12 protein-coding genes are annotated in these 12,475 nt (G+C 64.8%); 4 read left to right on the top strand and 8 right to left on the bottom strand.

Annotated features, from left to right (window positions below; genetic code table 11):
- Positions 1-38 precede the first annotated feature (38 nt).
- The gene (gene lysA / locus WBR68_RS21655) at positions 39-1,271 is read left to right on the top strand and encodes a diaminopimelate decarboxylase (RefSeq protein WP_127185019.1); all 1,233 of its coding nucleotides are present in this window, start codon (positions 39-41) and stop codon (positions 1,269-1,271) included.
- Positions 1,272-1,350: 79 nt separating this feature from the next.
- Here the strand turns inward: lysA and garL are convergent, their stop codons facing one another.
- From garL to WBR68_RS21630, 5 genes are all read right to left on the bottom strand, one after another.
- On the bottom strand, positions 1,351-2,118 hold the full coding sequence (gene garL, locus WBR68_RS21650) for a 2-dehydro-3-deoxyglucarate aldolase (RefSeq protein WP_127185020.1): 768 nt from the start codon (positions 2,116-2,118) through the stop codon (positions 1,351-1,353).
- 76 nt (positions 2,119-2,194) lie between these two features.
- Positions 2,195-3,196: a Bug family tripartite tricarboxylate transporter substrate binding protein gene (locus WBR68_RS21645; RefSeq protein ID WP_230695228.1), complete on the bottom strand. Its 1,002-nt coding sequence runs from the start codon at positions 3,194-3,196 to the stop codon at positions 2,195-2,197.
- A 109-nt stretch (positions 3,197-3,305) separates the two neighbouring features.
- A complete protein-coding gene (locus tag WBR68_RS21640; RefSeq protein WP_050445184.1) occupies positions 3,306-4,418 on the bottom strand; it encodes an Ldh family oxidoreductase in 1,113 nt (370 codons plus the stop codon).
- 55 nt (positions 4,419-4,473) lie between these two features.
- Positions 4,474-5,175: a FadR/GntR family transcriptional regulator gene (locus tag WBR68_RS21635; RefSeq protein ID WP_050445183.1), complete on the bottom strand. Its 702-nt coding sequence runs from the start codon at positions 5,173-5,175 to the stop codon at positions 4,474-4,476.
- 176 nt (positions 5,176-5,351) lie between these two features.
- Positions 5,352-6,281 (bottom strand): dihydrodipicolinate synthase family protein, encoded by a 930-nt coding sequence (locus WBR68_RS21630; RefSeq protein ID WP_050445181.1) that lies wholly within the window; start codon positions 6,279-6,281, stop codon positions 5,352-5,354.
- Positions 6,282-6,470: 189 nt separating this feature from the next.
- On the opposite strand from WBR68_RS21630, the gene WBR68_RS21625 reads away from it, so the two are divergent.
- From WBR68_RS21625 to WBR68_RS21615, 3 genes are all read left to right on the top strand, one after another.
- Entirely contained in the window at positions 6,471-7,472 is a 1,002-nt protein-coding gene (locus WBR68_RS21625) for a Bug family tripartite tricarboxylate transporter substrate binding protein (RefSeq protein ID WP_230695227.1), read from the top strand.
- A 73-nt stretch (positions 7,473-7,545) separates the two neighbouring features.
- Positions 7,546-8,517, top strand: coding sequence for a Bug family tripartite tricarboxylate transporter substrate binding protein (locus WBR68_RS21620; RefSeq protein ID WP_127185023.1), 972 nt, complete (start codon positions 7,546-7,548; stop codon positions 8,515-8,517).
- Positions 8,518-8,648: 131 nt separating this feature from the next.
- Positions 8,649-9,605 carry a 2-hydroxyacid dehydrogenase gene (locus WBR68_RS21615; protein ID WP_230695250.1) on the top strand — a complete coding sequence of 319 codons (957 nt, stop codon included), beginning with the start codon at positions 8,649-8,651 and terminating at the stop codon, positions 9,603-9,605.
- 151 nt (positions 9,606-9,756) lie between these two features.
- On the opposite strand, the gene WBR68_RS21610 is transcribed toward WBR68_RS21615, so the two are convergent.
- The 3 genes from WBR68_RS21610 to radA form a co-directional block, all read right to left on the bottom strand.
- The gene (locus tag WBR68_RS21610; protein ID WP_050445177.1) at positions 9,757-9,993 is read right to left on the bottom strand and encodes a hypothetical protein; all 237 of its coding nucleotides are present in this window, start codon (positions 9,991-9,993) and stop codon (positions 9,757-9,759) included.
- Positions 9,994-10,234: 241 nt separating this feature from the next.
- Positions 10,235-11,062 (bottom strand): sulfite exporter TauE/SafE family protein, encoded by an 828-nt coding sequence (locus WBR68_RS21605; protein WP_050445176.1) that lies wholly within the window; start codon positions 11,060-11,062, stop codon positions 10,235-10,237.
- A gap of 51 nt (positions 11,063-11,113) precedes the next feature.
- The gene (gene radA, locus WBR68_RS21600) at positions 11,114-12,475 is read right to left on the bottom strand and encodes a DNA repair protein RadA (RefSeq protein ID WP_127185025.1); all 1,362 of its coding nucleotides are present in this window, start codon (positions 12,473-12,475) and stop codon (positions 11,114-11,116) included.

The following is a 12,475-nucleotide window of genomic DNA, read 5'->3' as shown; positions in this document are numbered from 1 at the left end:
TGCCTGGTTTCAACTCATCCATTCAAGGTCCGCCCGTCATGGCATTCGATCCGCGCCAACTCACCCAACTCGCCACGCAGCACGGCACGCCTTTGTGGGTGTACGACGCCGCCGTCATCCGCGAACGCATCGCGCAACTGCGCCGCTTCGACACCATCCGCTATGCGCAGAAGGCGTGCTCGAATCTGCACATCCTGCGTCTGATGCGCGAGGAAGGCGCGGTGGTCGACGCCGTATCGTTGGGGGAAATCGAACGCAGCCTGGCCGCCGGCTTCGACCCCAAGGGCGAGCCTGAAGGCATGGTCTTCACGGCCGACCTGATCGACCACGCCACCTTGGCCACCGTGCTCAAGCATGGCATCACCGTGAACGCCGGTTCGCTGGACATGCTGGACCGCGTGGGCCAGGCCTCGCCCGGCCATCGCGTGTGGTTGCGCATCAACCCCGGCTTTGGCCATGGCCACAGCAACAAGACCAACACCGGTGGCCCGCAAAGCAAGCATGGCATCTGGATCGACGACGTGGCGCAAGCCGTGGCCATCGTACGCCGCCACGGGCTGAAGCTGGTCGGCATCCACATGCACATCGGCTCGGGCGTGGACTACGGCCACCTGTCCAGCGTCTGCGACGCCATGGTGGACGTAGTGCGTTCGCTGGACCATGACATCGACGCCATCTCGGCTGGCGGCGGCCTGTCGATTCCTTATCGCGATGGCGAACCCCGCATCGACTGCGACCACTACTTTGAACAGTGGGATTCGGCCCGCAAGCGCATTGAACAGTTCCTGGGGCACGACGTCCGGCTGGAGATCGAACCGGGCCGCTTCCTGGTGGCCGAAGCTGGCGTGCTGGTCACCGAAGTGCATGCCATCAACCACCGCCCCGAGCGCGACTTTGCGCTGGTGGACGCGGGCTTCAACGATTTGATGCGCCCGGCCATGTACGGCAGCTTTCATCGCATCTCGGTACACGCGCGCGACGGGTCGGATCCGCAGGGAGTGGCGCAAACGCGCATCGCCGTTGCCGGACCGCTGTGCGAATCGGGCGACGTGTTCACGCAGGAGGAAGGCGGCGTGATGACCGATCAGTTGTTGCCGCAGCCGCGCATTGGCGACTTCATGGTCATGCACAACGCGGGCGCGTATGGTTCGTCGATGTCATCGAACTACAACAGCCGACCGCTGGCGCCCGAGGTCTTGCTGGATAACGGCGAAGCGCGCCTGATCCGCCGCCGCCAGACCGTCAGCGAATTGCTGGCGCTGGAAGATTAAGCTGATCAGTCTGAACGAAAAAGCCTGAACCACACGCCCCGCCTTAATCGCGGGGCGTGTTGCATCAGACGCGACGCAATCAAGTCGGGAATGCGTCGCGCAAGGCGAACGTGGCCTGCTTGAACACACCCAGGTCCGTACCCACGGCAACAAAGTGCATGCCCATGTCCAGATAGCGGCGCGCATCCGCATGCACGGGCGCAAGAATCCCCACGGCCTTGCCCTGCGCCGTGACGCGCTGATGCAGATGGCGGATGGTTTCTTGCACTTCCGGGTGGCCGGGGTTGCCGATATGGCCCAGCGCGGCCGCCAGGTCCGACGGGCCGATGAAGACGCCATCCACCCCTTCCACGGAGGCAATCTCGTCCACGGCTTCGATGCCCGCGCGGCTTTCGATTTGCAGCAACACGCAGATGTTGTCGTTGATGGTTTGCAGGTAGTCCGGCACCGTGCCATAGCGGTTGCTGCGCTGTGCGCCCGCCACGCCGCGTATGCCCTGCGGCGGATAGCGGGTGGCGGCCACGGCCAGGCGCGCGTCCGCTTCGGACTCGATGAACGGAATCAGCAAGTTGTAGAAGCCGATATCCAGCAGACGCTTGATCTGCACCGGATCATTCCACGATGGCCGCCCCACAGCCGCACTGGCGCTGCCCTGCAAGGCCTGCAACTGCTGCAGGAACATGGGCACTTCATTGGGCGAATGCTCGCCGTCCAGAAGCAGCCAGTCGAAGTCCGCCAGCCCGACCAGCTCGGCCGTGATGTGGCTGGACATGCACATCCAGAATCCGATGAGCCGTTCGCGGGCAAGGATGCGCTGCCGGAAGCGGTTGGGTAAGGGAGAGTTCATTGCCACCTTCGTCTGTGCAAGATAAAAATCCGAAAACGGGAAAGCACAAGCCGGGCCAACGCCCGGCCGCCCCGCGTCAATCCATGCGCGCGCCCGATGCCTTGGCCGCCTTGCCCCACTTGCTGATCTCGTTATCGACGAACGCCGAGAACGACTTCGGGTCGTCGCCCACCACGACAAAGCCCACGCTTTCCAGTTTTTTCCGGATGTCGGGCGACGACAGCGCCTTGACCGTGGCCTGGTTCAAGCGCTGGATCACGGCTGGCGGCGTCTTGGCGGGCGCCGACAAGCCAAACCAGGATTCCGCCGAGAAGCCCGGATAGCCCGATTCCGCCACCGTGGGCGTGTCGGGATAGGCCGGGTTGCGTTTGGCGCTGGCCACGGCCAAGGCGCGCAATTTGCCGGATGTCACCTGCGGCAGCAGCGTGTCCTGATTCAGGAACATGACCGAGACGCGCCCGCCGATCATGTCGGTAATGGCGGCGGCGCCGCCCTTGTAGGGCACGTGCACCAGGTCGATCTTGGCGTCCTGCTTCAGCATTTCCATGGCCAGATGGCCTGACGAGCCGCTGCCCGAGCTGGCGTGCGTGTACTTGCCCGGGTTCTCGCGTGCCAGCTTGATGAAATCGGCGAACGTCTTGCCAGGAAACTCCATGTTGGCGACCAGCACGTTGGGGCCGGTGGCCAGTAGCGAGATATGCGCGAAGTCGCTGTTGCGATACGGCATGTTCTGGTAGATGGCATAGCTGATGGCGTTGGAGCCCACCCCGGACAGCAGCAAGGTATAGCCGTCCGGTTCGGCCTTGGCCACCACATCGGACCCGATGTTGCCGTTGGCCCCACCCTTGTTTTCGACGACGACGCTCTGGCCCAACTCCTTGGACAATTCGGCCGCCAACAGGCGGCCCACGGAGTCGGTGCTGCCGCCGGCCGGGAACGGCACGACGAGCTTGATCGGCTTGCTTGGCCAGGCGTCAGACTGCGCCATCGCCGCCGTGGGCAGCAGCGCCACGGCGCCAATCGTGGCCGCGGCCAGCATGGCAAGGCGTCTGCGCGCCGAAGGTTTGGGTTGTTGCATGGTTGTCTCTTCCGTATGGTTTTTTAGGAGGTAAGCCCGGTGACCGGGTCTGGTGTTATGGGTAAAACAATTCGGGCAAAACAAAGTCAGCGCAACCAAGCGCTTGCGATCAGATATCGTCCAGCAGATAGGGCGTGCCCGCGCGTTCGCAGATGCCGCGCAGGCGCTCGGCCAATGCAGCCGAAATGGGAATCCCGGCACGCAACCGCCGCGCGCGCTCGGCCGCTTCAGGCTCACCCGCCACCAGCACGGGCTCATCGGGGTTGGCGGGCGGCGTGTCGTGCAGCGAATCGATCATGTCGTCCATATCGGATTCGAACGAGCCTGCCGCGCGGAACGCATCGGGGTTCAGGGCCAGGAAGAAATGGCCCACGTCGTCGGGTTCGCCCGGCTTGCGCGTCGGTGCGCGGCGCGCCGCGAACGCGCTGCCGCTAAGCGTGCCGCCAAGAATCTGCGCCATCATCGCCAGGCCGTAGCCCTTGTGGCTGCTCATGGCGGGCGTGCCGCCCAAGGGCGTCAGCCCGCCTTCGGGATGCTTGAAAATGAATTGCATCGCGGCATCCGCATCGGTCACGGCCCCGCCCTGCCCGTCCACCGCCCAGCCCGGCGGCAGCGGTTTACCCAGGAAGTCATACACCTTGACCTTGTTCGCGGCGACGGTGGTGGTGGCCATGTCCAGCACAAACGGTTCGTTGTGCGCGGCCGGTGCGCCGAACGCGATGGGGTTGGTGCCCAGCATGGGCATCGCGCCGCGCGTGGGCACCATGATGATGCCGTTGGCGCTGCTCGTGACCAGCCCCACCACTCCCCGCTGCACGGCGATACGCGCATAGACCCCGGCCGCGCCAAAGTGATGCGAGTTGCACACCGACACCGCGCCCACCCCGTGTTCCAAGGCCTTGTCCACGGCCAGGTGCATGGCTTGCGCCGCCACCGGATAACCCAGCCCGCCCATGCCGTCGATCAGCGCGCTGGCGCCGCCGTCGCGCACCACCTTCGCACGCGCGTCCAGCCGCAACGAGCCGGCGCGCCATTTTTCCTCGTACGAAGGCAGCATCGAAATGCCATGGGAATCAATGCCCAGCAAATCCGTCTGCGCCATCAGGCTGGCCGTGGTGTGCGCCAGATCTTCTTCCATGCCCCATGCTTGCAGCACCTGCAAGATTTGTTCAAGAACCTGCTCCACCGGCACGTCCCTGGCTGTTGCTCCGTTGCCTTGCACTGGTTTGTCTCCGTTTGATGTTGTGGGGGGCTGGCCCACCCCGGCGGGCAAGCGATCAATCTCGGTCGCGGTCCACCAGCCGGTGGCGCGCCTGCCCCAGATGAAACTGCATGGCCACGCGGGCGCGCTCGCTGTCCTGTTCGCGGATGGCGTCCAGGATGGTGGCGTGTTCGTCCACCACACGCTGCGCGCGCTGGCGCGAACCGGTGCGCGTCAGGCTCAAGGTCAGCCGCATGAAACCGTTGATGGATTCGTGGATGCTTTCCAGCACGCCCAGATAAAAGTCGTTGCCGCTGGCCTCGGCGATGCTGGCATGAAAAGCCAGGTCGGCTTCGGGCGACACCTGGCCCTGCGCCAGGCTGTCGGCAAAGGCGGCGTGCGCATCGGTGATTTTCTTGAGCTGCTCGTCGGTGCGGCGCAGTGCCGCCAGCCGCGCGGCATCGCCTTCCAATGCCACGCGCACCTCTTGCGCCCGCAGATAGGCACTGACGTTTTGCACGTCGTTGAACGTCTTCAGGCGCGGCGCGGGTTGATGGCTGACAAAGGTGCCCAGGCCCTGATGCGCGGTGATGAGGCCATCTGCCCGCAAGCGCAGCAGCGCTTCACGCACCACCGGCCGCGACACCCCGAAGCGCTCCGAGATCTCGTTCTCGGACGGCAGCTTGTCGCCCACGTTCAATCCGCCCGACACGATCTGTTCAAAGATCTGCCCGTAAACCTGGTCCGCCAGCCGCACCCGATGGCCGCGTTCCAGCACATGGGAGCCGGGCGCGTCGGCCGGCTCTGGTGCTTGCGGTTCGGCTGACGTTGTTGTTTTGGATCGGGCCACGAAACCTCCTGAATGCGTAAGGCCTGTCCGCCTTTACGCGGACAGCGCCCATCGTACCGCCAACACGCGAAACGATGAGCGAAGCGCGGCCATGCCGTTCACGCTCAGGCCGCCACGGCTTCCTTGTCCCAGGCCGCCAGGGCGCGCGCCACCGGCGCCACGCGCTCGCGCTCGGCGCTGGAAATGCCGGTCAGCAGCGGCAGCATGGGGCCCATATCGGCCACGCCGGACAAGGTCACTGCGTCGTGCAGCACGCGAATGGGGCTGATGCCATCGCGGCAGTCTTCCAGGCCCAGATAGTGTTGGCGCACGGCCTCGGCCTCGTCGTAGCGGCCTTCGCGCAGCAACTGCAACAGACGCATTGACCCGCGCGGCGCCACGCAAACGGAGCCAGACGTGAAGCTCTTCAAGCCGAAGTCGCGATAGTGCACGATGGCCGGACGTTCGCCGATGCCGCTGACGATCCAGCGCGCATCCACCGATTCCAGCAGCGACGACAGATACGCATCCTTTGCCGGATTGTCGCGCACGACGGCGTACTTGAACGCCACGATGCGGCCTTCCTCGATCAGGCGGGCAGCGGTTTCCGGCGCCAGGTAGTCGGCCGACTTGATGTACATGACGGCGGGCTTGCCCAGCGCGTCGGTGAAATGGCGCACCCCATCGGCCAGGCCCGCGTCCGTATACGGGAACGACATCGGCAGCAGCATCGCGGTGGGAAACGCACGCGATCGCAGGATTGCCGCCTGGTCCATCATCTTGCCGTAGTCGGGCCCCACGGACGGCAGGATCCAGGTGTCCGAACCGGCCAGGCCCGCCAGCATGTCCACGATGCGCGCGTATTCGCTGACCCCCACGTTGTAGAAATTGGCGTTGCCGCCGTACATCACGTTGCGCACGCCGCCGGCTTCCAGATGGCCCAGCAGCGCCTTGTTGGCGGCCTCGTTCAAGGAAAGATCGTCATGGCGGGCCAAGGGCGGCACGGCAATGACCGAACGCTGCAAATCCTGCGCGGTGACCGGGGAAGTTTTCATGGGCGGGGCTCCTGGCTGATCCACTTGTCAGATAAGTAAGGTGAAAAAAGTATACTTGGTTGACAAGCATATTCTCAATACCTATATTTGTTTGACAAGTGAAACGGCATCACAAAGCGGGGTGCGTTGCGGCACCTTGCGGTTGAAAAAAGAAAGCGCGGTCACGCGCACAACCAAGGAGACAAGACCATGCACGCCCCCCTCGCGCGACGCCGGCTGCTCGCGGCCGCCACCTTGACGGCCATCGCCTTGACGCTACCCGCCGCCCAGGCCCAGGCCGACTACCCCGAACGCGACGTGAAGATCATCGTGCCCTTTCCCGCCGGCGGCACAACAGACATCGCCGCGCGCGTCGTGGCCGCCGAGCTGGGCAAGACGTGGAACAAGCCGGTGGTGGTGGATAACAAGGCGGGCGCGGGAGGCAACGTCGGCACGGCGGAAGCCGCGCGCGCCGCCGCCGACGGCTACACCTTGTTGATGGGCACTGTCAGCACGCATGCCATCAACCAATCCGTGTACAGCAAGCTGCCCTATGACCCGGTGAAGGACTTCGTGCCCGTGACGCTGGTGATACCCGTGCCGAACATTCTTGAAGTGAATCCCAAGTTCGCGGACAAGCACGGCATCCGCACGGTGGCCGACCTGATCAAATACCTGAAGGCGAACCCGGACAGCGTCAACATGGCCTCAACCGGCAACGGCACGTCCACGCACCTGTCGGGTGAACTGTTCCAGACCATGACGGGCACGCGCATGACGCATGTGCCGTACAAGGGCAGCAGCCCCGCGCTGACCGACGTGATGGGCGGTTCGGCCGACCTGATCTTCGACAACCTGCCCTCGTCCATGGGCTATATCAAGGGCGGCAAGCTGCGTCCGCTGGCCGTGACCACCGCCGCGCGCTCGCCCGCCTTGCCTGACGTGCCAACCATGGCTGAAGCGGGCGTGAAGGGCTACGAGGCATCCAGCTGGTTTGGTTTGCTGGCGCCGGCGGGCACGCCGCCCGCCATCGTCGAAAAGATCCAGCGCGATGTGGCCGCCGCCTTGCAGCAAGCGCCGGTGCGCGCGCAATTGCAGGCGCAGGGCGCCACGCCGTCGGGCAACACGCCCGCGCAGTTCAAACAATTCATGGCGCAAGAAACCGCCAAGTGGGCCAAGGTAGTGCAAGCCTCGGGCGCCAAAGTCGACTGACCCCACGTAGATTCGGCCCGTGCGCAACGCGTGAGCGCCGGGCTTTTCATCACCACGCGAACCAGGAGACAACATGAATAAACTGTTCTGCGCGGCCGCTGCGGCGGGCGCTGTGCTACTGGCCGGGCCGCTGGCCCAGGCCGCCGGTTACCCGGAAAAGCCGGTCACCATGATTGTGCCGTTCGTGCCGGGCGGCTCGTCCGACATCACGGCGCGCTCGGTCACGCCGATGCTGTCCCAGACCCTGGGCCAGACCTTCGTGGTTGAGAACAAGCCCGGCGCCAACAGCGCCATCGGCGCGCAGGCCTTGGCCCGCAGCACGCCGGATGGCTACACGATGATGGTCGGCTCCATCGGCACCTTCGCCATCAACGAGGCGCTTTACAAGAACCTGGCCTACAACCCCAGTAAGGACTTCACTTACCTGACGCAGGCGGTGCGCAACCCGAACGTGCTGGTGGCAGCTACCAAATTTCCCGCCAGCACCGTTGCCGAACTGGTGGCCTATGCGAAGAAAAATCCGGGCAGCGTGTCTTACGCCTCGTCCGGCACGGGATCGTCGGACCACCTGTCCGCCGTGCTGTTTCGCCAGCGCACCGGCAGCACCGGCGTAGACGTGCCCTACAAGGGCGGCGGCGCCGCCATTGCCGACCTGCTTGGCGGACAGGTCAACGTGTCGTTCCAGAATCTGGGCGCGGTGCAAAACCACATCAAGGCCGGCAAGCTCAAGGCCCTGGCCATCACCGGGGATACGCGCGCAACCGATCTGCCCAACGTGCCGACGCTGGCCGAAGCCGGCATCAAGGACATGGTGGTGTATTCGTGGCAGGGGTTCGCCGTGCCCAAGGCCACGCCACCCGACGTCGTGGAAAAACTGTCCAAGGCCTTGCAGGACGCGCTGCGCGACCCGAAGACCAAGCAGACGCTGCAAGGGCTGGGCTTTGAAGTCGTGGCCAACACGCCGCAGCAGTTCGCCGCGTTCCAGCAGGCCGAAGTGAAGCGGTGGAAGGACGTCATCCAGAAGGCCAACATCCAACTGGAGTAAGCGCCGGGCCGCCGGGCCGCCGAGCTCTCGGGCCGTCACGCGAGGGGGGATGCCTTGGGGCATCCCCTTAAGCAGCTTTCGAGCCTGAATCAAGTAGCATGACCGTTTTCGCCACCCACACGTACGACAACATGACCACCAAGCATCGCATCATCCAGGTCGGCTCGCTGGCCGGCTCCCCCTCCGCCAACCAGAACCTTGCCGACGGCTATGACGTCGTCGAACTGTGGAAATTTCCCGACCGCAAGGCGGCGTTGGCCGAATACGGCAAGGGCATCACCGCCGTCGTTACGTCGGCCAATTTCGGCGCCGATGCCGAACTGATCAATGCGCTGCCCGACCTCAAAGCCATTTGCAGTTGGGGCGTGGGCTACGAAACGATTGATGTAGAGGCCGCCAAGAAGCGCGGCGTACAGGTCAGCAACACGCCCGACGTGCTGACGGATTGCGTAGCCGATCTGGCCTGGGGCCTGCTGATCGCGGGCGCGCGCCGCATGGGCCAGGGCGAACGCTTCGTGCGCGCCGGCCAATGGGGCCAGGTGCATGGCAGCATCCCGCTGGGCCAGCGTGTCAGCGGCAAGAAGCTGGGCATCGTAGGCCTGGGCCGCATCGGCGAGGCCATCGCCAAGCGCGGCACGGGCTTCGACATGGACGTGCGCTATCACAACCGCAGAAAGCGTGACGACATCCCTTATGGCTACGAGGCATCGCTGGTGGACCTGGCCGCCTGGGCCGACTTCCTGGTGGTTGCGACCGTGGGCGGACCCAGCACGCGCCATCTGGTGAATCAGGCCGTGCTGGAAGCGTTGGGCCCCAAGGGCATCATCGTCAACATCGCGCGCGGCCCGGTGATTGACGAAGCCGCGCTGGTGGCGGCGCTGGAAGCCGGCAAGCTGGGCTGCGCCGCACTGGACGTGTTCGAACACGAACCCAAGGTGCCGCAAGCGTTGATCGATACCGACAACGCCGTGCTGCTGCCGCACATCGGCAGCGCCACGCTGGAGACGCGCCTGGACATGGAAAACCTGATGCTGGACAACCTGAAGTCTTACTTCGACACCGGGCGCGTGATCACGCCGGTGGAGTAAGCATCACGCGGATTGCGCGCATAGACCGCTTATCGCGCGCAAATGAAAAAGCCTCTCGGCGCCCATACCGAGAGGCTTTCGACTTTCCGGCCCACAGCGGGGCCGGCAGTCTTCCTGCAAAGGAACCAGCAGGGCTATAGAAGCCCCTGCCTTACTTCGCCGGCGTGGTGCCGGATTGGCCCATACTTGAAGCCGCGCCTGATTTCGCGCCCGCGTGTTTGGCGGATGCCTTGTCAGACTTGTGATGCTTGTGCTGCGCGTGGGTCTTGGAATCACCCGTCTTGGCTTGCGCATCAGCGCCCGCCGCGAACGCAGAAGGCGCAGCAGCAAGACCGAGGCACAAGGCCGAAGTGGATAAGAACGCAGCGATACGGGAGTGTGTCGTCATTGCATGAACTCCTGGATAAACAAGGCCGAAGCCCGTGCGGCAGTGGGCGGCAACATCGCCGCTTATGCCGTACTCCGTTTGAAGAGCAGACATGCGGAAGGTTCAATGCGGAACCAGAAAATTTCGGCTGCTAACGCCTGGAAATATCGCTGTCGATACGCTGTCAGCGCACTATCAGGGGGCTGTCGATGCGTTGGCAATGCGTTGTCGACGCGTTGTCGACGTCCGATCGACATCAGCGCTACGACTCGAATACCAACAAAGCGACAGTGGCGAACAGCAGCAGCGCGAAGCAGACTCTAAGTTTGCGTTCGGGCAGCTTGTACGCCAAGCGCACGCCCACAGGCACGAACAGCAAACTGCCGATGGCCATTGGCAGGCCCACCATCCAATTCGCCTGCCCGGCCCAGGCGTAGGTGATCAGCGCAATGGTTGAACCAGGAATCACCATGCACAGCGCCAAGGCCTGCGCCGTGGTCTGCGACAAGCGAAACACCGTCGTGATGATAGGCACGGCCAGCACCGCGCCGCCCACGCCGAAGAAGCCGCCCAAGGTGCCGCACAGCATGCCCAGCACGCTGGCGCGCCGTGGCGTAAGGATCGGGACCGGGCGCGGCGGCGCGTGCTTGTTCGAAGGATGTTCCGACCGCGCTTCCGACGGCCGCTCCGGCCGCTGACGGCGCGCTGCCAGACGGCCGGCGCGCCAGGTCTGCCAGACGTAGAACAACGCAACAAAGAACAGGAACACGGCGAAGCTCTGGCGCAGCACGCTGGAATCAATGCCCAGCGCCAAGCGCGCGCCCACCCAGGTGAACACCACCGCACCCGCGGCGCCTGCCGCGGCCACGCGCCTGTCGATGCGCGCTTGCTGGTTGTACTTGCGCACCGCCACGGTAATGGCGGGCAGCACCATGATCAGCGCGGTGCCCTGCGCCAACTGCTGCGACATGCCCATCAACAACACCAGCGCGGGAATGGCGATGAGCCCGCCGCCGATGCCCAGCGCACCGCCCATGAAACCGATCAAACTACCCGCGGCCAGGCAGACGGCAATAATCAACAGACTCACGTCTTGCTTGCTCCAGCAGTCCTTGTCTTCACGACCAGGAGAATCAGCGCGTCAGCGCAACTTGTCCAACGCGGCGTCCAGGCGGTCCACCGCCCAGATCTCCAGCCCTTCGATGGGCTGGCGCGGGGCGTTGGCCTTCGGGATCAGCGCAATCGAAAAGCCCAGCTTGGCCGCTTCACGCAAGCGCTCCTGCCCGCGCGGCGCGGGGCGGATCTCGCCAGCCAGGCCGACTTCGCCAAAGGCGATCAGGCCGCGCGGCAGCGGTTTGTCACGCAGCGATGACATGATGGCCAGCAGCACCGGCAAGTCAGCCGCGGGCTCGGTGATGCGCACGCCGCCCACCGCGTTGACGAACACGTCCTGGTCAAACGTGGTGACCCCGGCGTGCCGGTGCAACACCGCCAGCAGCATGGCCAGCCGGTTGCCTTCCAGCCCCACCGTCAGCCGGCGCGGGTTGGGCGCGTGCGAGCTGTCGACCAGCGCCTGGATCTCGACCAGCAGCGGGCGCGTGCCTTCCTGCGTGGCCATCACGCACGAGCCTGCCACCTGTTGTTCATGCTGCGAAAGGAACAGCGCGGACGGGTTGGCTACGCCGCGCAGGCCGCGATCGGTCATGGCGAAGACGCCCAATTCGTTGACCGCGCCAAAGCGGTTCTTGAACGCGCGCACCAAGCGGAACGAGGAATGCGTATCGCCCTCGAAATACAGCACGGTGTCAACGATGTGTTCCAGCACGCGAGGGCCGGCCAACGCGCCGTCTTTCGTGACGTGGCCGATCATGACGATGGCGATGCCGGTCTGCTTGGCCAGGCGCGTGAGTTGCGCCGCGCATTCGCGCACCTGCGATACCGATCCCGGGGCGGCGCTCAGTTCGCCGCTGTACAGGGTCTGGATGGAGTCGATGACGGCCACGGTGGGCTTCTGTTCCGACACCGCCGCCTGGATGGCTTCCAGCCGAATTTCGGCCAGCAAGTTGACGTTGCCGGTTTGCAAGTCCAGCCGGCGGGCGCGCAAGGCCACCTGTTCGGCGGATTCCTCGCCGGTGACATACAGCACGCTGGTGGTCTCCGACAAGGAAGCAAGCGCTTGCAGCAGCAGCGTGGACTTGCCGATACCCGGATCACCGCCAATCAGCACGACCGCGCCGGCCACCAGGCCACCGCCCAGCACCCGGTCAAATTCATCCAGCCCGGTGGGCTGGCGTGGCGTTTCGCGGGCTTCGATTTCGGACAGGCTGCGAACCGGGCTGGCCGAGGCCAGCGGCGCGTAGCGGTGCGCGGCGGCGGCGGGGGTGGATGACTCCACCGTCTCTTCCAGCGTGTTCCAGGCATTGCAGTGGGGACACTTGCCCTGCCACTTGGGGGTGGTGCCGCCGCAGTCGGCGCACACATATACGGTTCGGGATTTAGCCAT

Origin of the sequence: Achromobacter sp. JD-1, from assembly GCF_038594925.1 — a bacterium.
In the GTDB taxonomy this organism is placed as follows: domain Bacteria; phylum Pseudomonadota; class Gammaproteobacteria; order Burkholderiales; family Burkholderiaceae_B; genus Achromobacter; species Achromobacter spanius_C.
Note: the sequence above shows the minus strand (reverse complement) of the source record. Positions and strands in the feature narration are given on the sequence as shown.

Coding starts and splice junctions, on each gene's coding strand:
- WBR68_RS21630 (WP_050445181.1), bottom strand. CDS start 6,281: ATGAAAACTTCCCCGGTCACCGCGCAGGATTTGCAGCGTTCGGTCATT.
- lysA (WP_127185019.1), top strand. CDS start 39: ATGGCATTCGATCCGCGCCAACTCACCCAACTCGCCACGCAGCACGGC.
- garL (WP_127185020.1), bottom strand. CDS start 2,118: ATGAACTCTCCCTTACCCAACCGCTTCCGGCAGCGCATCCTTGCCCGC.
- WBR68_RS21615 (WP_230695250.1), top strand. CDS start 8,649: ATGACCACCAAGCATCGCATCATCCAGGTCGGCTCGCTGGCCGGCTCC.
- WBR68_RS21610 (WP_050445177.1), bottom strand. CDS start 9,993: ATGACGACACACTCCCGTATCGCTGCGTTCTTATCCACTTCGGCCTTG.
- WBR68_RS21625 (WP_230695227.1), top strand. CDS start 6,471: ATGCACGCCCCCCTCGCGCGACGCCGGCTGCTCGCGGCCGCCACCTTG.
- WBR68_RS21620 (WP_127185023.1), top strand. CDS start 7,546: ATGAATAAACTGTTCTGCGCGGCCGCTGCGGCGGGCGCTGTGCTACTG.
- WBR68_RS21645 (WP_230695228.1), bottom strand. CDS start 3,196: ATGCAACAACCCAAACCTTCGGCGCGCAGACGCCTTGCCATGCTGGCC.
- radA (WP_127185025.1), bottom strand. CDS start 12,475: ATGGCTAAATCCCGAACCGTATATGTGTGCGCCGACTGCGGCGGCACC.